We start from the raw sequence: 22179 nt of genomic DNA, 5'->3' as shown, positions 1-22179 counted from the left end.
CTGAACGAATCGCACTAACAACCAACAACTAACAACCAATAATATGAATCGGGTGATCTATATTCATGCCTATCCTTTGGCAGAGGCGAAGAAATTAGCGAGCGATCGCCAAATCAGCGTGATGACGCCGACCCCACAAGCGGCGCGATCGCTTTCTGTGGCTCATTTTTCTCTGGAAAATTTGGCGAAACAAATTATCGGCAAAAATCAGTTTGCCGAAGTTCCCCTTCTGACCGCACACCGCTATTTACGAGAAACTGTTCGGCAAGTGCTATCCACTACAGATGTTGAGGGAACAACTCGCAAAGTTGCACCTATTTTAAAAGAACTGCTGAAAATCGGTGATTGGCAAGCTATTGGTAAGTTGACCCCACCCCCCCAAAAACATATTGAACTGCCAGGACGGTTTCAGCCTTTGGTGAATTTAGCTGAAATATATCAGCAACGGTTGAGAGAGAAAAAACTGCTGGACTCGGCGGAAATTTTATGGTTTGCTTCGCAATTAAATCCAATGCGGCAATCTTTGCTGGTTTATGGCTATGATTTTCCCCTGATGGATCAACTGCAATTTGTGGATGCGGTAGCGGGCGATCGCTCTGTGTGGTTTTTGCCGGTGGAGAATCATCCCTTATTGTCAGAAAATCAAAAAGCGATGTTGCATCCGCAACGCTCCGCGATCGCGTGGCTGCAAGAAAGGGGATGGCAGATTAAAAATGATGTTAAAAATGATGTTAAAAATGATGAAATTGTCCAGGAAGTCGCGGCAAATACTAACCATCAAAACCCCAACCATCCGGGCAAATACTTATCCCAGAAATTTTTAGGGCTGAGTGACTCGGACCCTCCGGAACCAAAAGAGTCAAATCCGGCAAAAGTTTATGCTTATCCCCATTTAGAAGCAGAAGTGCGGGGGATTTTAGCCCTAGTCAAAGAACAGTTATTACAAAAAGTACCCTGTCACCAAATCGCGATCGTGGCACGGGATGAAAATATTTATGGGCCAATGATTTTGGACATTGCCTGGGAATACGATTTGCCGATTCGGGCTTTGTATTCTATTCCTTTAACCGCCACTCGTTTAGGCAATTGGATCGAAACTTTGGGTCAGGTGGCGATCGCTGATTTGCCCTTTGAACCGACCGCAAAACTGTTAACTCATCCCTTATGTTCTGGTTTACCCCCAGAATGTTGGGTCAGGGCGCGGAAAATGCATCCCTCTGGACTGAAAAAGTGGCAAGAAATTCTTCAGCCGAAAGGGGATGAAAAGGTTTCCACCAGTCAAGCGGTAGATTTATCGGTGGATTTATCGGTGGATTTATCGATATTATCTTGGCCAAGTCAGGATACTAGAGAAAATTGGGTAGAACGTTTACAGAATATCTTCAAAGCTTTTAATCTGCGGAAACGGGCGGCAAGATGGGCGCGGGAGGCGGTGGCATATTATCAGTTTCAGGAAGGATTGGTGCATCTGTCAAAACCAGAAACAGAAATCTTGACCATTGAAGAGTTTATTCAAGAAATTTCTCAGCTAATGGCATTGTTGATGGTGCCTGCGGCCCCCGGACGCGGCGGCGTCGAACTGCATACTCCCGCTTCTTTGGTGGGAACTGAGTATCAATCGGTGTTTGTGTTGGGAATGGCGGAGGGAATTTTGCCTGCCCCTGTGGTGGATAGTCCGGTTTTGGATTTTCGCGATCGCCAATTGTTGCGGCAAAGGGGCATTCCCCTGGCTAATGCGGTGGAAACTGCCCAAAGAGAAGCCCTGAATTTTTATGGCTGCCTGAAAACTGCTGCCCAAAATCTGATTTTTTCCTATCCTCAAACTCAGGGTTCAACGCCAATGTTGCCTAGTCCTTACATTGCTAGATTAGGTTTGGAAGTAGAAGCCGCCCCGCCCTTGCCTGTAGCCAGCGTCCAAGTGTCTCGACAAGTTGAGTTAGGGGCAAAAAGGGTTGCTGCGGTTGGCGACCTACAAAGTATAGGCGTTTCCCGAAACACCCCGGAAGCAGATCCGATTCTGAACCATGCTTATCATTGTTGGACCGTGGAGAAACGCCGAGAAAGCAGCCAACCCCCGGATGAGTATGATGGGGCGATCGCGATCGGCTTAGATCCAGACGAATGGGAATTTAGCGCCTCTCAACTGACGAACCTGGGTCAATGTGCCTTTAAATGGTTTAGCCACAAGCAGTTACATTTACTCGACCTGGAAGAAGCGGAAGAAGAACTTAGCAACAGTTTACGCGGGCGACTCTACCACAAAACCCTAGAACTTTCCGTAGAATCCGCTGCCGGTTCTGAGGGCAAAAATTTTGTCGCCACGGCGATCGAACAGTTAGAAACCGCGTTTTCACAGGCAGAAAAAGCCGAAAATTTAGATAAATTGCCCCCGTTGCCCGGTTGGAAAGCCCGCCGTCAAGAGCATTTAACCCTATTACAGCGGGCAGTATCCGCACCAGAATTTCTCCAGGAAAATACAGAAATTCTGGCGACGGAAAAAAAATTTACCGGCACTTGGTATGGTCTGAAAGTTAAAGGCACCGTAGACCGAGTGGATCGCACTCCCGAAGGATTGGCGATCGTGGACTATAAAACCAGTTCCTCTCCCCCCAAAGGGGCAAAAGATGCCAACGGTCAAGCCAAGCTGGATATCCAGTTACCGTTATATGTACAAGTTGCAGCCAAGGACTTATTTCCTGGGCAAGCTGTCACCAATGCTTACTATTACTCCCTAACCAAGGGGAAAATTTTAAAAGAAGTGGCGATCGATGAGATCGATGAGACGGCTTTGGCAGAGTTTGCCGAAAATGTGAAAAGACGACTGCAACAAGGTCACTACCCCGTAGACCCAGACCATAAACGAGATGCTTGTCAATATTGTGACTATGATTTGGTTTGTCGGCAGGGCAGCCGTCTCAGTCGCAAGTGAAATGTAAAATTAAACAATTAACCGGACTTACGCAACGCCTCTGTAGCCTCTGTAGGGTGTGTTAGCGGCAGCGTAACGCACCCGTGTGTGTTAGCGGCAGCGTAACGCACCAATAAAACGCACCAATAAAACGCACCAATACAGCAATTTTCTCCGCGAGTAAACCAGAAATATCTGTAGGGGCGAAGCATTCCGGCAGTGTAGGGGCGAAGCATTCCGGTAGATAAATTATTGCTTAGAATATTAAATGGACTGCCGGAATGCTTCGCCCCTACGGAATGCTTCGCCCTAGCGTGGTTCAGTAAGAAAGAAAACCGCTGTAAAATGTGGAGTAGCTGCGTAAGTCCTGCAAAATTTTAAATTAATTTCCTGAACATGATTAAGCCGCAGTTTCCAAGATTGCCCCTTGATTTTTGAGGGCAATTGTCAAATCCGGGGATAGACCCACGACTTGAGCAAAGTAAGTATCTTTGACCAAAGTATGCTTCAGATTGGCTCCATTCAATTTAGTGTGATTCAAGCGGGCATCAACCAAGTCAGCCCGAAACAGGTTGGCACGAGACAGGTCGGCATAGCTAAGGTTCGCAAGACTCAGATTTGCCCCACTTAAATCCGCCTCACTTAAGTCAGCACCACTTAAGTCCGCTCCGCTTAAGTCCGCCCCAACCAGGTTGGCGCCACTGAGGTCTGCCCCACTCAGGTTGGCACAACTTAAGTTAGCCCCAATTAAGTCCGCATGAAATAGGTTAGTGCCAATCAGTTTAGCTCGATAGAGGTTGGCGCGGAATAAGTGGCAGCGAAATAAGCTGGCACCACTGAGATCCGCCCCATTGAAATCCGCACGGAATAAGTCTAAATCCCGAAAATCTCTCTGTCCCGCAGCGTAAAGAGTTAAAAGTTCGTTAGGATTCATATCGTGAATAAAATAATCTTGTTTTTATGAGTAATTGTATCCTATTTATTTTTAGGCGATCGCCCTGTTCCTGAACAATTATCCTTTTACTTACTTAAGTGAGAAAAATCCAGTTTCGGGAGATAATATTCAGTCTCCCCCGAAGGAGAAAAATAACCGAGAGAAATAATTTTCCCAAAAATTTCTGAAAAGACTTGTGTTTTTATGGCAAGTTATGTTATATCTATATCTCGCGGGCGATTAGCACAGTGGTAGCGCACTTCCTTCACACGGAAGGGGTCACTGGTTCGAGTCCAGTATCGCCCATTTAAAACAAACTCTTATAGGCTAAGGCTTTAGGGGATAATTTTGCCTGACCTGATATTGGGTTACCTTGTTTTTCCTCAGTATATCCAGTTACTCAATTTTTGCTCATAGTGCAGGTGACTAGGCGCGATCGCGGCTTATGGTCTGCTAAAAAAATCGCAGAGGAGTCGATCGCTCAACTCCTCCCTGATGGCACGATCGATTAATCAACGGTTGTTTAGAGCGGTTTCGCCCCTACTGAACCACGGTAGGGCGTGATCTTGACCGTATTTAATTTAATATTGTAGGGGCGAATGGCCATTCGCCCCTACACTGCGGTCATGCTTCGCCCCTACAAATGCTTTGTGGTTTACTCGCGGAGAAAATTGCGCTCTTGCGATCGGTCTTAGAGAGTATCTTTCAGAAAGCCGCTGTAAGCTTCCATTCCGTGTTCGCCAATATCCAAACCAGTTTTTTCCTCTTCTTCGGTGACGCGAATTCCCAAAGTCGCCTTCAGAATTAACCAAAAAGCAGTGGACAATAACACAGTCATGCCACCCACGGAAACAACACCGAGGATTTGTGCGCCCAGTTGAGCGAAACCGCCACCAAACAATAATCCATTTTCCTGATGAAATAGACCCACGGCCAAAGTTCCCCACACCCCATTCACCAAGTGAACGGAAGTCGCACCCACCGGGTCATCAATCTGGATTTTGTCAAAGAATGGCACCGCAAAGACCACCAGGATGCCGCCAATTAAACCAATGATCGCCGCAGAGGGGACACTGACAACATTGCATGACGCAGTAACCGCTACCAGACCCGCCAGAATGCCGTTAATAATCATGGACAGATCCGGCTTACCAAGATATAACCAGGCCACCAAAGTAGCCGCGACTCCCCCAGTAGCACCAGCCATATTTGTCGTCAAGGCAATATGAGCAATATCCTGATTTACTTCCATTGTGGAGCCAGGGTTAAACCCAAACCAGCAGATCCAGAGAATCAAGCAGCCCAATGTGGCAATACTGAGGTTGTGACCGGGCATTGCCGTGGGGATGCCATCTTGATACTTGCCCAGGCGTGGGCCGAGGATCGCTGCACCCATCAGCGCTGCCCAACCGCCGACGGAGTGAACGGCGGTTGAACCGGCAAAATCTAAAAATCCTAAGACGGTTTCGCCGGTATCGGGATCGGTTTTTAAGCTGGAAAGCCAGCCACCACCCCAGATCCAATGTCCGGTAATCGGGTAGGCGATGCCCACCAATAAAATCGAGAAAATTAAAAAGTCAACAAATTTGACTCGTTCCGCCACCGCACCAGAAACGATGGTGGCCGCAGTTCCCGCAAAGGCGACTTGAAATAAGAATTTAGCGGCCAGGGGCACTCCTGTCCAACTTAAAGAGCTAAATATCCCTTGATAGTCATCACCCGTGGCGGGACTATTGTCTGGACCGATCAAAAAAAAGCCTGTGGTGCCCATAAAGCCATTGCCGTCCCCAAACATGAAGGCAAACCCGATCGCCCAAAAGGTGACTGTGGCTAGGGCAAAGACAATCAGGTTTTTGGATAAGATATTGACGGCATTTTTTTGGCGGCAAAAGCCGGTTTCCAGCATACAGAAACCAGCATTCATAAAGATGACAAAAATCGAGGCAATCACCACCCACATGGTATCTAGGCCAATTTTCATGTTGGCCAATTGTTCTTCCTGAGTCGGTGGGGCATCTTGGGCAACAGCGGCATAGGCTGAAACCAAGAGAATGATGCTGGCTAAGGGAATACAAGCTTGCCAATTTGGAGACAGTCGCCGAATGGCAACGGTCAACTGCTGGAAAGATTTGCCCAGTCGCCCAAAAAAACCATGATAGCGCTGGGCGTTCTCCAGGGGCGATGAGTTCCGGGACGCTGCGCGAACGCGCTGAGAAGTGCGGTTTAATTTTTTCTGTACTGTCAGTTTAGATGTCATTGCTTAGACGTTGTTTCATAATGGAATCTATACATAAGCTTGATGGAGTGGCTTTGAATTATCTCAGACTTTCAGGTAAAAAGTCAGTTTGCTTGACGATCGGTAAACAGAAAAACGTCTAGCAAGAAGCATTAAGCCTTTTAACTGGGTGATTATCTTGCGAGCTTCGTGAAATCGAATTCCACACAGGGAAGGATAGAGGATAAAGGATAAAGGATAAAGGATAAAGGATAGAGGATAGAGGATAGAGGATAGAGGATAGAGGATAGAGGAAAATTCTCTCCTCTCTTTTCTCTCCTGGCTGTTTGATGGCTGGGGTGGTTGGCTTTGTTTGTTTGTTGGGCCAAGATATCCCCGTCCATCACAACTTTTCACCACAGAAAAAACACCAAGCTTTAAGTAAAGAACATCTCATCATGTTCACATAATATTTCTGTATCACGAAATACAATTAATCGGTGGTGAGATGGGATCCATAAACGGCTCGTGGGTGCAAAATTTGGCAACGATGCTTTTTTATTTCATTTCGGCTAGGTATTGTTGCGACCCCAACTGTTCCAGGCGTTCTTGTTTTTGCAGTACGGATTCCGTTAAGCTCTGGCGATATTGTTGGACTTGCTCTAATAATTCCGGTTGATGCGCTGCCAGGATTTGCACGGCTAATAATCCCGCATTGGTGGCATTACCGATCGCCACTGTGGCTACGGGAATGCCGCTGGGCATTTGCACAATGGAGTAGAGAGAGTCCACCCCTTGCAGGTTTCGAGTGGCTACGGGAACCCCAATCACCGGCAATGGAGTTAAGGACGCCACCATTCCCGGTAAGTGAGCCGCCCCTCCTGCCCCAGCAATGATGACTTTGATGCCGCGTTGATGGGCGGTGGTGGCATATTCCACCATGCGGTGGGGAGTGCGGTGGGCAGATACGATCGCTACTTCGCAGGGGACGTTGAATTGTTGGCAAATGGCGATCGCGGCTTGCATGGTGGGCAAATCGGAATCGCTGCCCATGATAATTCCTACTTGTGCTTGTGTCATTGGTTATGATTGATCCTGATTTAATGGTGAGAACGTGATGACTGAAGCAATAGCCCCCGAAATCGTCTCTGGCAATTCTGACAATTTGCATCTTATCAATGCTCGACTCCCTCGGCAGTCGGGCTTATTTTATTTGTGCTTGAATCACGGGGCGATCGCCGATATGGGTTTAATGGCCGATTGCCCTGTGGGGGAAAAGTCCCCCTGTGTCGATCTGGCGGGGGATTGGCTGTCCTGCGGCGGCATTGATTTACAAATTAATGGGGGCTTAGGGTTGGCGTTTCCAGACTTGGAACCCCAAGATTACCCAAAACTGAGAGAAATTTGTGCCTATCTTTGGCAGCAAGGGGTGGATGGATTTTTGCCCACTATTGTTACTACTTCCCCAGCTAAAATTCAGCGATCGCTCTCCACTTTGGCTGATTTTATGGCCACACAAGCATCCGATGATCCATTGGCGACTCAGGAAGCGAAAATTCTGGGCGCCCACTTAGAAGGGCCATTTCTCAACTATGAAAAACGCGGCGCCCATCCAGAGCAATATATTTTACCACTAAATGTGGAAAATGTCAAGAGTATTTTAGGGGATTATGCTTCGGTGGTTAAGGTGATGACCTTAGCCCCAGAGTTAGACCCCACGGGAGAGGCGATCGCTTATCTCCGTTCCCTGGGCATTATTGTCAGTTTAGGGCATTCAATGGCTACATCCGCCCAAGCTAGTCAAGCCTTTGACCAGGGCGCCAGTATGATTACCCATGCTTTTAATGCTATGCCTGCGTTGCATCACCGGGAACCGGGATTATTAGGGGCGGCAATGGTGGATCCGCGAGTCCATTGCGGTCTGATTGCCGATGGTCAGCACGTTTGTCCGACTATGATTCAGGTGCTTTTGCGTGCTAGTCAAGGGGTCTTTTTAGTCAGTGATGCCCTGGCGCCCATTGGCTTAACCGATGGGGTTTATCCTTGGGATCGGCGGCAAATTGAGGTGAAGTCTGGCACTTGTAAGCTGCTGGATGGGACTTTGGCAGGCACCACTTTACCGTTGTTGTCTGGGGTGGAAAATTTGGTTAAGTGGGGTGTATGTGAGGTGGGAGAGGCGATCGCCCTGGCAACAGTAGCCCCCAGGAAGGCGATCGGTTTACCAGAAATGTCACCAGAAATGGCGATCGGGCAATCGAGTCCTTTGTTACGTTGGCACCAAGATCCAGTCACCGGACAGATTAGTTGGCAACGGTTAGCAGAAATTTCCCCCGGATAAATCAGACTATTATCAGGGCAAAGACAGGGCAGGCGATCGGGGGTTCACCCCCGTGCCTAAAAACTTTCAAAAAATATTTATGCTATGATTTTTTTCAGAGGGACAGAAAATTTTATTTACTAAACTGACGCCTTGACTGATTTAATCCGTGATTATTCGCTGGAACTCAGCAAAACAGATCCCATTCATTTTATTAAAGCGTCAGGGATCATCAAACCTAGCCATTCAGCGATCGCCCTTGTCGTTGGTCAACGGTCAGCGATCGGCTATCCGCCGTCAGATTTTGTCGGGACAAATTGCCATTCGCCTCGATAAAATTTGATAGCTTCTCTAGGAAAAATGACAAGTTTTCATGTTGCCGATTCCCTTAAGCTGGTTCTCCTTTGCAAATACTAATCCATCGATGTATATCAACCTAAAACCCAACTATAAGGTTAATGAGTTAGATAACTTAAATTGTCAGCACCGGGAAGAAGTTTCTGATCAATTAATGATAATTTTACAAGATATTTTTATTTTGTATAATTCGTCAGAACCAAAAGAAATTATCTGCCAAACATCGGCGCGGTTGCTGATGAATAAAAAACCTATCTTCAAGTAAATTAATTGTCATGCCGGTGATATTTCGGAGCCGGTCAATTTTTAGGTTAATCTTAGGTCTATATTTGGTTAGGGCTAAATGAGGCGATCCGACCCAAGGTAAGATCGCCGCACAGAAGTCCCGATTGTGGTAAATTGAAAGATTGAGACGATTTGAGTAACCCTCATAATACATGAACGCAGTAGACGATAAAACCATTGTTCGGGAGTATTTTAACTCCACCGGATTTGACCGCTGGAAGCGCATTTATGGCGATGGTCAAGTGAATAAAGTTCAGCTTGATATTCGCCAAGGTCATCAGCAAACCGTGGATCGTGTGATCGATTGGCTGAAAGCTGATGGAAATTTACAGGGGTTGTCCATTTGTGACGCCGGGTGTGGTGTTGGTAGCTTGAGTATTCCGTTGGCTCAAGCTGGCGCTATTGTCTATGGTAGCGATATTTCCCAGAAAATGGTGCATGAAGCTTACCAGCGAGCGTCTGCTGTTTTAACTCCCAACAATCATGTAAATTTTGCCGCCCAAGATTTGGAATCTTTAAGTGGGCGTTACCATACAGTGATTTGCCTGGATGTGCTGATTCACTATCCCCAAGAAAAAGCGGCGGATATGATTGGTCATTTGGCTTCAATGGCTGAGGATCGCTTGATTCTGAGTTTTGCACCGAAAACCCTCGCCCTGAGTGTGCTGAAAAAAATTGGCGAGTTGTTTCCCGGTCCGAGTAAAACCACTCGTGCTTATCAACATCGGGAAGCGGATATTGTCCGCATTCTAGAACAAAATGGTTTTACCATTGGGCGACAAACCATGACCAGCACTCGCTTTTATTATTCGCGATTGCTTGAGGCAATTCGTCGATAGGGTTAAGCGTTTAATTTCAGCGTTTAATTCTAGTAATTGGGGCTTTTTCTTAGGAAATTGCCCCGTTTATTTTTTTGAGGAAGATTTCACTTCGACCTTTGGTTGTCATCCCCAAAGCCCAGGATCTAAAATAAAAGCATCACGATATGCGATCGCCTGCGATCGGTCAACCTATGAAAGTCATTAAATTACTCTCTGGCAGTTTTCTTTTCGCTTTTGGTGGTTTATTTTTATTAGCAGCCTTGCTAATTCCTTTTGATAAAACCGAAACCCCAGAAGACAGAAATAGTGCGCTGCTTGGTTGCTTAATCCTCGGTTTGCCCATGACCACCGGGGGCAGTTTTCTCCTGTGGAGTGTGGCAGAAACTCATCGCCAAACAAAACGCGATCGCCTGCAATCCAGTTTTTATCAAATCCTCAAAGAAAATAATGGCGATATTACGGTTATGCGGTTAGCAATGGCGACCAAAGTATCCGGGGATGAAGCCCAACAGTTTTTAACGGAAAAAGCCAAGGAGTTTAATGCGGATTTTAAGGTTACGGAAAACGGCAGTGTTGTTTATAAATTTGATATATAATTTCTCATCAACGTTTGATATTTAATTAGGGGAATAAGTTAATGATAATGACGAAATTTTTTTTAGCGATCGCGGGGATTTTTGGGGGATTAGCCGTAATTCTGGGAGCTTTTGCCTCTCATGCTTTAAAAGAACAACTGAGTGAAAAATATTTGGCAATTTTTGAAACCGGCGTTCGTTATCAAATGTATCATGCATTGGCTCTATTATTAGTTGCCTTATTATTCACTCAGTTTCCCATCCCTCCAACGGCATTAGCGATCGCTGGATTTGCGTTTATTGCCGGAATTGTCATTTTTTCCGGTAGTTTATACGCCCTCAGTTTAACAGAAATTAAATGGTTAGGAGCGATTACGCCGTTTGGGGGTGTGGGGTTGATTATCGGTTGGGTTTGTTTAGTGGTTGCGGCATTTAATTTTAAGTAAATTAACTTACAGCAATTTTCTATTGAATCTACCACAAACACCTGTAGGGGCGAAGCATTCCGTAGGGGCGAATGGCCATTCGCCCCTACTACCGCTTGGGCTTCGCCCCCACTACCGCTTTGGCTTCGCCCCCGCGCCCAAAAGGGTTGCATTTTTAATGGGAAACGGTATAAATTAACGAGTGGTGTTCACCCATGCCGCCACCCCATCAGCGATCGCCCGGGCTAATTTTTGTTGTTCTTGGGGATTAGTAATCCATTCAAACTCATTGGGATTAATCATAAAACCCAATTCCATTAACACCGAAGGGGCAACCGTGGGACGAGTTAAGGCTAAATTATTCCAATACACCCCATAGCTAGGACGATTCAATTTTTCCACTAAATACTGATGCAAAAACACGGCTAAACTATGGGCTTGAGGATGATACCAAAAAGCTGCAATTCCCGCCGTATTCATGGCATCTCCGGCATCCGGCAGGGCATTATAATGGAGGCTAATCGCTAATTGGGGTTCTTTGGCGTCAATCATATTTACCCGGTCTTGAGGCCATAAATCATCATCTCCTTCGCGGGTCATTAACACCGTTGCCCCTAGTTTTTGTAACTCATCTCGCACTAATTTAGAAACAATTAAGGCGACATCTTTTTCGGGATAACCATTCGGCCCTCTTGCCCCCAAATCATTGCTACTGCCATGTCCCGGATCGAGCATAATAGTCATTCCCGCAAGAGGACGACTGCTGCCTCCGTTTAGTTTGGGGGGATGTCGCAAAGATAACACCAAGGTTGTGCCTTCATATCGGGTTTTATATCCCCATAATTGTTGCTGTTTCAAATTAAAAATATATTCCACTTGATTGGGTTGCGGTTGTCCCCAGTCTAAACGGGCGATCGCCGGGTCATCATCAAACCGGAAAGTATCCGTTTGGGCGGTGGTATTATGTAAGGTTAAAGTTAAGGTATTTGTTCCTTCTTTCACAGTGATGGGAACTGGAGTTTGCAGGGGAAAATAAATCTCTGTCCAACCATCGATTTGCCGAGAACGTAAACTCCGAATCATGGAATGGGCCGGCCCACCACTGGGCTGAATGTTTACTTCGTTATTTCTAATCCAAGCACCATAGTCTAAACGCAGCCATTCTCCTTCCCGACCTATAATTGCTGCCCGCGTTCCTTTGGGTAAAGGGGTTAAACGAGAATGATTGGTACTCGGTCCGGTTCTGGCAACTCCTGATTCGGCGGTGACTTCGGCGATTTGAAATTGGTTAGATGAAAGGATTTCCAGATTGCCTGGGGCGGTTTCTGTTTTCGTCTGACCATTCAGGGAAATGGTATATTGAGGTTTGCCTAAGTTTCCGGTTCGATTGGGTGCAGATAGACAACCTTCATAGTTAGTGGCACTGTTGTTAACTTCCGGTTGATTTTGGTCAATTAAGGCGGCAAGATTTGAAGGAAGAGTGACAATTTCTGATTGGGGCAATAGGGGAATGGTTTGACCGGAAAATTGCACCGAAACTTGGGCATTTGTAGCAGCGATCGCACTAAAACAAATTAAGTCTCCGGGCATTCGGGCGATATCCACAGCGGGAGTTAAAGAATTTTCGGCAAATCCCAAACCATCGGGCATTTTTGGGGCATTAGACTCGCGGATAATTCTAATGGTTAATTCTTGTCCTTGATGGGTTAAGGTAAAGACATTTTCCCCCATTTGTAAGGGCACCGTCGGGGCAAAATGACCGGCCGGACTGCGTTGAATTTTTTGGCCATTGACAAATACATCCCCGGTCGGTGGTGCTGTCCCAATTAAAAAAATTTGATGGGCAAAAGTTTTATGACCGTTGGAGGGATAAACCAAGGAAAGAGGTTGTTGTGCTTGCACTGGAGAAATTATCATTATCGATGCAACTGCCGCTGCTAATCCTAAAAATTTGTGCATTAGTTTGGTAAGTGAATCAAGAAAATCAAAGTGATATGCAGGGATCTGGTATGACCAAAGTCTCTACAGGGAAAGCGCGATCGCTTTTACTAAATCGCTCCTAATAAATACTATGACGATTATTGCACATCCGGCGAAAAAACTGGGTCATCTACTCAATGTAACATTAAGCATTAACCCATGTTGCTTTTATGAGCAATATTCTGTAAAATCAAATAATATTACATTTAGCCAGTTTTGGCGACAACACCGATAATCGATTACTGGGTAGTTTATTTTGATTAAACATTTGGGGCAAATGGCCTTGTGGGGCATCAAGGGTAAAATTGTATTCCGCATATTTTAGCCACTTGTTATTGACACGCCAGCCCACGCGATCGCCAAAAACATTATAGACTTCATTGGGTGATTCTGTGTTCCCAACTACCTTATCCCAAATATATTTTTGCACTGTAAAAGCGAACTTATTTTGACTATATTTCACCCATAATTGATTAATTTTGGCCAAATCTTCACAGGGGAAATCACCAATAGATTTAACATCAAGCCAACCATCTTTTTCCCTCCCAGAAATTTTCAGCATTAGATTGCGAGTTGCCTGATCCGCTTCTTGCCATTTTTTCGCTTTCAGGAAACTTTCAAGCTGAGAATAATCCATACTTACTGATATGGGCGGTAAAATCAATTCCTGGGGAAGTGATGGCAATGGTTGTGGTGTAGAATTTGGCAAATTCGGATCGGGAACAGGTGCGATCGCTTGAGGACTTGGATCTGGTGAATTAGTGATAACTGGAGTTTCTGAGTTTGTCTCTAATTTCGTCTCTGTTTTGGTCACATAATTTGCTTGTAAATTAGCCAAAAAAAACCCTACAAATACGCCAATACTTAAGATAATACCTGCCAATACTATTATTGGAAATAAATTAATTTTACTTTTGGCTTTATTTTGGTTTAATTCATCTATTTTATGCAAAAGTACCTGGGTATTCATTGGTCTATTCCCAGGTTTTGATGACATCAAAGCATCGATAAAATCTCCCAAAGTTGCAGAAATATTTGCATCCTGTCGCCACCGAAATACATTATTATAGGAATCGTAAAAATTAGCGGGATGTTGTCCCGTGAGTAAATGGACAAAAGTTCGCCCCAAAGCAAAAAAATCCGATTGCGGCACCGCTTGGGAATTCATTTGTTCCGGTGGAGTATAACCCGCAGAAACAACCGCAGTCACTTGATATCCCGAACCCATTTTTGCTAAATAAGTATAAGTCGCTTCTCGGGCTGTACCAAAATCAATTAAGACTAACTGCCCATCTTTTAACATAATGTTAGATGGCTTAATGTCCCGATGGAAATATTTCTGTTGATGCACCTGATGTAAGATTTCTGCCAGTTGCTTTAACCACGCGATCGCCTGTGCTTCAGAAATCGGATGATTGCCCTGTTGTTGCAGCCACTCTTCTAAGTTTAGTCCCTCGATTTTTTCCATCGCAATGCAATGCAATATCAACCCATGTCTAGTTTGATACTGAAAATAACCATCCACCTTGGGAATACCGGGATGCTGTAACTTGCTTAAAGCATTGGCTTCTTGTTGAAATAGTTCGACCGCTTTCGGATTATTATTCAGATGTTCTTTCAGGACTTTGAGGATTTTGGGGTTTCCTTGCTCCTCCGCTGCAAAAATTTTGCCAAAACCGCTATTATCCGTGAGGAGTCTTTTCACCCGATAGCGGTCTTTGATCAGTAGGTCAGAACCACAACTTTGACAATAGCGGTGATTAATATTGTCGGGGTGGTCTGGTTTTGAGCAACTGGGATTGATACACAAACTCATAGTTGGCCGTGAATGGGTGTGAATGCTTGCAATTTAATTGAGTATCAAGGTGATTTTATTTCTTTGACCCATGATAGCTTGAGCCAGTTTTGTCGGGCAGAAACCGGGGTGGTTTTCCCTTTACCTTTTCCCAGACCCCAGGGACTCAGGGACTCCAGAACCCGAGACTCAAGCAATCGCCTTTCCTTAAGGTCAAGCGGGGGTAAGCTAGAAGAAACCGGGTTTCTTGGCTCTGGGATATCTTTAAGAAATCTTTATATAAATGGTTTGACCCCTCTCCCCAAAAGTGATATATTGTGATATGTAGATGCACCCTGATGGTAGGGAGAGTCGCCAAGGAGACTCTCCCTTTTTTTGTTGGTTGTTGGTTGTTGGTTGTTGTTTGTTGATTGTTGGTGGTTGGTGGTTGGTGGTTGGTTGTTGGTTGTTGGTTGCACCCCTGCTCCCCTAGGGCTGGTATGGCGCACCCCTGCTCCCTGGGAACTAAGGAAAACAACGAAAGAATCCCTACCCAACAACGAACAACAAACAACGAACAACAAACAACGAACAACATGCATAATCCCTACCCAACAACAACCAACAAACAACCAACAACGAGCAAGTTGATCTATAATCCCGATTGCGATACATAAAAGGTTGATCAACAGGCTGGAGAAAATTACATGACAGACTGGCAAGAGATTCCGGGTGGGATTACGGCGCCAAAAGGATATAAGGCAGCAGGGATTATTGCAGGGCTGAAACCTTCTGGGGCACCGGATTTGGCTTTGATTTGGTCGGAAGTGGATGCGATCGCGGCGGGGGTGTTTACCACGTCTCAAGTTCGCGCTGCTTGCGTAGATTATTGCCGCCAAAAATTAGAAGATAAACATACAGCCCGGGCAATTTTGTGTAATGCGGGTCAAGCGAATGCGGCAACGGGGGCCCAAGGGTGGGAAGATGCGATTGAATGTGCGGAACTGGTGGCAAACGCTTTGGCCATTTCCCCGGATTCCGTATTATTAGCATCTACTGGGGTCATCGGTCAACGAATTCGCATGGATGCCATGCGTAGTGGCATCCCTAAATTAGTTCCTGCCATGTCAGAAACCGGGTCTGATGCTGCGGCAAAAGCCATTGTCACCACGGATTTAGTCACTAAATCCATTGCCCTAGAAACCACTCTGCATGGGCGACCCGTTCGCATTGGGGGCATTTGCAAAGGTTCCGGGATGATTCATCCTAACATGGCCACCATGTTAGCCTTTGTCACCTGTGATGCAATGGTGTCCTCTCATCTGTGGCAAGACATGGTGAAACGGGCCGCAGATCGCAGTTTCAACCAAATTACTGTAGATGGTGATACGAGCACCAATGATACGCTGATTGCTTTGGCAAATGGTCAATCTCGGACTCCAGCGATTACCGAACCAGGCCCCGATGCGGATAAAATTGAGGCGATGTTAACCGCAGTTTGTCAGCATTTGGCAAAGGCGATCGCCCGTGACGGAGAGGGGGCAACCTGTTTAATTGAATGCCAAGTCAGCGGGGCGCCTGATGATGCGGCTGCCCGCCAAATTGCCAAAACCGTAGTTGGGTCTTCTTTGGTCAAATCAGCGGTTTTTGGTCGTGACCCGAACTGGGGCCGCATTGCGGGGGCGGCAGGTCGCGCTGGGGTAATTTTCGATCAAAATAACCTACAGATTAAACTAGGAAATTTCCTATTAATGGAAAACGGACAACCTCAAACTTTTGACCGCCAAGCTGCCAGCGATTATCTCAAACAAGCGGCAGCGGGTGAATATCTGAAAGGAGATACGGTGTTAATTTCCGTCAGCATTGGCAATGGTTCTGGTTCTGGGGTTGCCTGGGGCTGTGACCTTAGCTATGACTATGTGAAGATTAATGCGGAATATACCACTTAATTGGGGATAATTTATTTCTCGATTTTTTCTCTGTGTTCCTCTGTGTCTCTGTGGTTTTTTTCTCTAGAAATTTACCACAGAGACACAGAGGACACGAAGTTTAAACTGGGGTATGACCCAACCAAGGATCGATAATCTGCCTAATTTCGGCGATGCGATCGCGATGCGTAAACACCGAAAAATCAGTCACAATAGATTCTGGGATATTTGTTTCATCTTCGTTGACTCCTTCATTACTCATTAATTCAAACAAACTCCTTTGAATATATTGATCTTCCCATTGTCGGCGGTGTTCGCTGTAATCTCCCATTGGTTTAAGACCACGGTGAAATCGTTCTAGAATTGTCGCAAAAGCTTCAGGACTACTATCAACCCCAATCCAATTTCTTTGCAGTTCATCAGCCACCGCTAAAGTTGTGCCAGAACCAGCAAAACAATCTAAAACCAAATCCCCTGGATTGGAAGAAGCTGCCACAATTCGACGTAATAAATCTGGATTTTTCTCAGTGGGATATCCCGTAATTTTGATATTTTGATTATGGGCATCGCGAAAATCTAGCCAAATATCTTGAACCCCCACTCCTGGATGTTGATCCAGATAAACTTTCCTGCGCGGATTGCCATTTTTAGACCAGAATATCTCACCTTTGGCATCCATTTCATCTAATTTTGCTGGGGGATATTGCCAGTGTTTTCCAGGAGGTGGTAAAATACCTCGCCAGGGTTTACCTGTTTCCCCATTTCTAGTACCCGGAGCATGAAGCGGCACCTTCATAAATCTCCGCCCAGTTTCAGGTTCAATATATTGATATTCTTTGAGACTTTTTTCTGAAAGTTTCTCTACAGGAAGATTCCAGATATATCGATCTGTTTTTGTGTAGAATAAAATAAAATCAGCGGTTTTTCCGTAGGCTTTGCGGGTATAGTTTTTTGGGTTACATTTCTGGCGGATAATCAGGTTTCTATAGTTTGGCGCTCCGAAAATTTCATCTAAAATAATCTTAGCGGCAAAAATCATTTTTTCATCAAGGTGAAGGTATAGGGAGCCTTGGTCAGATAAAATTTCATGGAGCAGAATTAGGCGATCGCGTAAAAAATCGATAAATTCGCTGCCGGTAAGATTATCTGAGTAAGCTTGCCGTTGTTTGCGTGAAACAAACTCACTTTGAGTAGCAAACGGTGGATCGATATAAATTAGCTTAACTTGCCCTTTAATAGATTCATCCTTGAGCAAACATCTGAGAATATCCAGATTATCGCCAAAGTATAATCGCTTTTGATCTAGTCCTTGATGTATCTTTAACAAAGGGATTGTTTTCCCCTCAAGCACTTGCTGTCTGGATTTTTTATCCGGGTATTGCAGAGTCAACGGGGGGCTGTCAACTTCTGTTTTTTGCCTGGGAATACCTATTGCCATATTATTTGCTCTAATTATCTTTGCTCTAATTATCAATTAATTGCGAATGCTTAAGCAAGAAGCCAATCGACTGTTAAACGTTCCTCGATCGTTCTCAGCGTAATTACTTTAACTAATCCAGGCCAATAATTTTCTAAATTTGCATAATCATTCCACATCGATCCCAGGAGCAAACCTGGCCTATCATTTAGAAAAATAATCTTGAGGTTGACATTATTTTATTTAGCATATCTCTATGTTTATGTATTTTTTTATCTCTATAAATTAAATAAAAAATTAAAGAATATTCAACTGCAATTTTATTTTTGTCATCCCCCCTTGCAAAGGGTGAGAAAGGGGGGATTAAATGATGTGTTTATTTCCACTAAGGTGTGTTACGGCTGGAATAAAAGTTAATTTTTTATGCCAAAGTTAATTGCCAGGAAACACGCACCCTACGAAGATGGAAACACTGATGACAAAGAAACCCCTAACCAACCTTTAAAGTTATTTAATTCCTGAGTAGTTGGGTCTTTTACTGGAACTAATTTATAAGAATTAGGTTTGGGTTGACCGAGAACCACTGAAACTGTCCGCAGTTGGTCTTGATGGAACAAACTAATGGAAATGGTGTTACCGGGTTGATAATCTTTCAGTCGTTCCAGAAGTTGTTCCCCATTGACACGAATTCCCTCAATAGCAAGTAGCTCATCTTCGGGATCGATTCCGGCTTTTTGGGCTGGAGATCCGGTTTCGACAAATTTGACGATGGTTTTGCTATTTTCGGTTTTAGCGGTTAAACCCAGAAATGGAATTGCTTCGGAGTTTCCATTAGCTTGAACTTTCAGCCCAAAGGGTTTAAGATATTGATTTAAGGGTAATTCTTCAGTGCTATGCAGACAGAGTTGCCAAAAATCGTCTAAATTGACATTAGCAACCGATTCAATGATATTGCAGAGTTGTTCTGGGGTATAGCCGATTTCGGGAATGCCAAATTTTTGCCATAAGATTTGCATTACATTGTCGAGCGATCGCTGATTATTGTGCCGTTCCCGAATTAACAAATCGAGCAACAATGACACCAGTTCTCCTTTTAAGTAATAGGAAATTTGGGAATTGTCGCTATTGGCATCGCGGCGATAAAGTTTAATCCAAGCATCCCAACTGGACTCACTTAATGGCTGTACCAGTCTTCCGGGAATATTCAAAAAGCGGTTAATATCCTTACTTAAATTGTCTAATAACGTTTTGGCATCATAAACTCCCGATCGCCAAGGTAATATGACATCGTAATAACTGGTAGTGCCTTCGCAAAACCAGAGACAAGAGGTGTAATTTTCTTGGTCATAGTCAAATACTTCTAAGGCTTTGGGACGAATCCGCCGGACGTTCCACAGGTGAAAGAATTCATGGGCAACTAGCTGCATAAATTGGTTATATTTGTCTTTGGCGCGAAACCCAAAGCGTTGATAAATTAATGAGCAGCTATTTTTATGTTCCAATCCCCCATAGCCATCGCTGGTTAAGTGCAGGATAAACAGATAGCTTTCATAAGGCAACCCCCCAAATAATTCCGCTTCCGCTTTGATAATTTTTTCTATGTCTGCGATCGCGGTTCTGGCTTGAAAATTATTCCCTTGTCCCCAAATCGCCAGTTCGTGGGGTTTCTCCAACACTTCAAAGTAATGGGATTCATGGGTGCCAATCTCAAACGGACTATCAACTAATGTATCAAAATCAGCCGCAATAAACGTATGGCGATATTCCGGCAATGGGGGTAAAGCGCAGGAAATTCGCCAGCTTGATTCTGGCGTAATAATAGTTACTTGAATCGGATATTTTTCAAATCCCACCAGATACAGAAAAGTGGCCGCGCCGTTAAAATAAGCATGAGTTTGATCCAAGTGATTGGTGCGAACGGTCAGTTCATTGGCAAATATCCGATAATGCACCGTGATATCCGTAATGCCCGTAGTGTCAATTTGCCAGTGATTTTTGCTTTTTTTGCACCAGGGGATCGATCGCTCATCGATATCTAACACCGTAAAATCTTGGAGATTCTTGGCATATTCGCGGACTAAATAAGAACCAGGAGTCCACACCGGCATTTTTAGATCCATCACCGATGCCTGCCAATCTTGCACTCGCAACCTTACCTCATAAAGATGGGATTCAGGCTGATGCATCGCCACCTGGTAGGAAATCATCGGGGTGATTTTTGCGGGGCTATCTGAGAGAATTTTCTTTACTACTGTCATGGGATTTGGTAAAAAAGATTACAAGGCTAAATAATACTAAATTAAACGCTCAATTAGCGCTCAATTAACACTCAATTAAACACTCAATTAAACGGTCAATTAAACGGTCAGTTAAACACTAAATGCTATCGTGGCAAATTCATCTGTTCAGGTAACCCGGTTGTAAGCCATCAGGGGGCAATCTCATCCCAAAGGTGAAGGAATAAACCGGGTTTTTGTGTTAGTCCAGTCAGTTCTGTTCAGAAGAAGCAGATTAAACGTGGCCAGCTAACTGAGTTAACTGCTTCAGATTAATTAAATACATAGCCTTTTGTGACTCATCAATTTTGATCCAGCCTTTATCCAGTAACTTTTGCATAATTTTTTTGGTTTCTTCCAAACCGATATCGGTGACATCGGCCAAATCTGTGAAAGGAATATTATAAATTTCCGTTCCTTTCTCCGTGGGTTGACCATAGTTTTCAGCTAAATTCACCAAAGTATTAGCCAACTTAACCGCTGGGGGACGGTTACGGATTTGAAACCGCAAGTTTGTTTGCCGCAGTCGCTTGACCATTAGCTGCAACATTCGATGATGAAGTTGAGCGTCTTTAAACAAAATCTGAATAAATCTCTGGGCCGAGAGGCTGAGTAACTCCACAGGAGATAAAGCAATTACATCCGTAGAACGAGGCGATTCATCTAAAATTGCCATTTCGCCAAAGAAATCACCTCGACCTAAAATGGCCAATGTCACCACACTATCTCCAGAAAGTCGTCTAACTTTCACCCAGCCCGATGCCACAAAGTAAACGGCATTGCCCCAGGAATCTTCCATTAAGACGGCTCGGTTGGCTGGATATTCGTGTTCATCGGTGACAGACGATAGCCATTCCAAGGTTTCTGGATTGGCGGAATTAAAGAGGGGAAATAGCTCACTAAAAGCTTCGGTGTCCATGAAAGCTGTTTTAACTGTTTTAAAATATAAGGTCGCCAGAATTTCCGGTGGACGACAGTTTAAATTGTCGGGTTCCACACGCTACAGATAACTTTCCAGATGAATCTTTTACAGGAAACTAGCGCTGTCGGTTTTTTCATCAATTTGGGGTTATCTGTTTATTGCTGTACAGCGCGATCAGGGGTGTCCTAGGGATTTCCTGTTCTAGTACAAGCATTCTTGTGTGTCATTTTACCTTGTAGGTGCGGTTGTCAAGTGAGTTTATCCCCGGTCACTCAGGCTAGATCAAAAATAACGATCAAATGCCGGTAATATTTATGTCCGAGAAATTTCTCCGCCCCGATCGCAGCGAGGTGGTTAACTAAACCAGATTAACCCACCTAAAATCAGCACACTGGCACCAAGGGCGACCCAAATAAATTGATTATCTTTGGTATTCACTTGGGACAGATCCACGGGTTCGGGTTCCGCAGGCGGGCGCTTGGGTTCCCGGCGTTTGGGCTTTGGGGCTTCGCTGACTTGGCGAAATTTGGCCTCACTTTCATCGAGTTTACTCAAATCGGGAATTTCTACCCGCCATTCTGGGTGCATCCGCAATTGGGGTGCTTCTAAAATTGCCAATAACCGACGGGCTTGTTTGCGGGTTTCAATATAAGGATGACGAGTCAGTGTTTGACAAAGGGCGATCGCTTTTGCCCCTTCTCCTGATGCTTCATAAGCCGTCACCAACCATATTTGCACTTCGCCGCCAAACCGAGTGGTTTTTTCCACCAAACCAGTCGCCGTTTCTAGGTGTTTGATGGCTTGGCGGTACTGACCGCGTTCAAAGGCATAGCGACCTGTCTTGTACTCATTTTGGATTCGCTCTAATTTTTCTGAATTCATCGAATGAAGTTTTACAATAAGTTTTACAATAAAATTAAATATCCTGGAATCGTTGATCGACGAATGTCAACCAAAATCTCTCGTATTTTTAGGTTGGCTGGCACGAAGTCAAACCCAACTTACGCAAAAAAAATCCGCAAAAATAGGCAGCAAAAGCAATAAT

16 protein-coding genes and 1 tRNA gene are annotated in these 22179 nt (G+C 44.8%); 7 read left to right on the top strand and 10 right to left on the bottom strand.

Annotation, left to right across the window (positions count from 1 at the left end):
- The first annotated feature begins 43 nt into the window (after nt 1-43).
- Entirely contained in the window at nt 44-2929 is a 2886-nt protein-coding gene (locus AM228_RS22185) for a PD-(D/E)XK nuclease family protein (RefSeq protein ID WP_054469124.1), read from the top strand.
- Nucleotides 2930-3308: 379 nt separating this feature from the next.
- Here AM228_RS22185 and AM228_RS22180 read toward each other — a convergent pair whose 3' ends face one another.
- Nucleotides 3309-3842 carry a pentapeptide repeat-containing protein gene (locus tag AM228_RS22180; RefSeq protein ID WP_054469123.1) on the bottom strand — a complete coding sequence of 178 codons (534 nt, stop codon included), beginning with the start codon at nt 3840-3842 and terminating at the stop codon, nt 3309-3311.
- 234 nt (nt 3843-4076) lie between these two features.
- On the opposite strand from AM228_RS22180, the gene AM228_RS22175 reads away from it, so the two are divergent.
- Nucleotides 4077-4148: transfer RNA gene (locus AM228_RS22175), tRNA-Val, on the top strand.
- Nucleotides 4149-4533: 385 nt separating this feature from the next.
- Here the strand turns inward: AM228_RS22175 and AM228_RS22170 are convergent.
- Together AM228_RS22170 and purE are read right to left on the bottom strand one after the other, a co-directional pair.
- A complete protein-coding gene (locus AM228_RS22170) occupies nt 4534-6099 on the bottom strand; it encodes an ammonium transporter (protein WP_054469122.1) in 1566 nt (521 codons plus the stop codon).
- Between the two features lie 516 nt (nt 6100-6615).
- On the bottom strand, nt 6616-7137 hold the full coding sequence (purE, locus tag AM228_RS22165) for a 5-(carboxyamino)imidazole ribonucleotide mutase (protein ID WP_054469121.1): 522 nt from the start codon (nt 7135-7137) through the stop codon (nt 6616-6618).
- 37 nt (nt 7138-7174) lie between these two features.
- On the opposite strand from purE, the gene nagA reads away from it, so the two are divergent.
- Nucleotides 7175-8395 carry an N-acetylglucosamine-6-phosphate deacetylase gene (nagA, locus tag AM228_RS22160; protein WP_054469120.1) on the top strand — a complete coding sequence of 407 codons (1221 nt, stop codon included), beginning with the start codon at nt 7175-7177 and terminating at the stop codon, nt 8393-8395.
- Between the two features lie 217 nt (nt 8396-8612).
- Here nagA and AM228_RS36355 read toward each other — a convergent pair whose 3' ends face one another.
- Nucleotides 8613-8741 carry a hypothetical protein gene (locus AM228_RS36355; RefSeq protein ID WP_255353248.1) on the bottom strand — a complete coding sequence of 43 codons (129 nt, stop codon included), beginning with the start codon at nt 8739-8741 and terminating at the stop codon, nt 8613-8615.
- Between the two features lie 427 nt (nt 8742-9168).
- Here AM228_RS36355 and bchM point away from each other — a divergent pair, with 427 nt between their 5' ends.
- The 3 genes from bchM (at nt 9169) to AM228_RS22140 (ending at nt 10858) form a co-directional block, all read left to right on the top strand.
- Nucleotides 9169-9855: a magnesium protoporphyrin IX methyltransferase gene (gene bchM, locus AM228_RS22150; RefSeq protein WP_054469118.1), complete on the top strand. Its 687-nt coding sequence runs from the start codon at nt 9169-9171 to the stop codon at nt 9853-9855.
- A 173-nt stretch (nt 9856-10028) separates the two neighbouring features.
- The gene (locus AM228_RS22145; protein WP_054469117.1) at nt 10029-10433 is read left to right on the top strand and encodes a hypothetical protein; all 405 of its coding nucleotides are present in this window, start codon (nt 10029-10031) and stop codon (nt 10431-10433) included.
- Between the two features lie 47 nt (nt 10434-10480).
- Complete coding sequence (locus AM228_RS22140) at nt 10481-10858, top strand: DUF423 domain-containing protein (protein ID WP_054469116.1); 378 nt, start codon at nt 10481-10483, stop codon at nt 10856-10858.
- 174 nt (nt 10859-11032) lie between these two features.
- Here AM228_RS22140 and AM228_RS22135 read toward each other — a convergent pair whose 3' ends face one another.
- Together AM228_RS22135 and AM228_RS34455 are read right to left on the bottom strand one after the other, a co-directional pair.
- Nucleotides 11033-12796, bottom strand: a complete 1764-nt coding sequence (locus AM228_RS22135) for an N-acetylmuramoyl-L-alanine amidase (protein WP_054469115.1) — start codon at nt 12794-12796, stop codon at nt 11033-11035.
- Between the two features lie 211 nt (nt 12797-13007).
- Complete coding sequence (locus AM228_RS34455) at nt 13008-14633, bottom strand: serine/threonine-protein kinase (protein WP_054469114.1); 1626 nt, start codon at nt 14631-14633, stop codon at nt 13008-13010.
- 665 nt (nt 14634-15298) lie between these two features.
- Here AM228_RS34455 and argJ point away from each other — a divergent pair.
- On the top strand, nt 15299-16540 hold the full coding sequence (gene argJ, locus AM228_RS22120; protein ID WP_054469112.1) for a bifunctional ornithine acetyltransferase/N-acetylglutamate synthase: 1242 nt from the start codon (nt 15299-15301) through the stop codon (nt 16538-16540).
- 100 nt (nt 16541-16640) lie between these two features.
- On the opposite strand, the gene AM228_RS22115 is transcribed toward argJ, so the two are convergent.
- The 4 genes from AM228_RS22115 to AM228_RS22095 all read right to left on the bottom strand — a co-directional run bounded on the left by AM228_RS22115 (nt 16641) and on the right by AM228_RS22095 (nt 22016).
- Nucleotides 16641-17957: a site-specific DNA-methyltransferase gene (locus tag AM228_RS22115; protein WP_054469111.1), complete on the bottom strand. Its 1317-nt coding sequence runs from the start codon at nt 17955-17957 to the stop codon at nt 16641-16643.
- Between the two features lie 434 nt (nt 17958-18391).
- Complete coding sequence (locus tag AM228_RS22105) at nt 18392-20194, bottom strand: M61 family metallopeptidase (protein WP_054469109.1); 1803 nt, start codon at nt 20192-20194, stop codon at nt 18392-18394.
- Between the two features lie 253 nt (nt 20195-20447).
- Nucleotides 20448-21131: a Crp/Fnr family transcriptional regulator gene (locus tag AM228_RS22100; protein ID WP_054469128.1), complete on the bottom strand. Its 684-nt coding sequence runs from the start codon at nt 21129-21131 to the stop codon at nt 20448-20450.
- Nucleotides 21132-21488: 357 nt separating this feature from the next.
- On the bottom strand, nt 21489-22016 hold the full coding sequence (locus AM228_RS22095) for a tetratricopeptide repeat protein (RefSeq protein WP_054469108.1): 528 nt from the start codon (nt 22014-22016) through the stop codon (nt 21489-21491).
- Between the last annotated feature and the right edge of the window lie 163 nt (nt 22017-22179).

It is taken from the genome of Planktothricoides sp. SR001 (assembly GCF_001276715.1).
Classification (GTDB): Bacteria; Cyanobacteriota; Cyanobacteriia; order Cyanobacteriales; family Laspinemataceae; genus Planktothricoides; species Planktothricoides raciborskii.
This window is presented reverse-complemented; position numbering and strand designations above follow the sequence as displayed.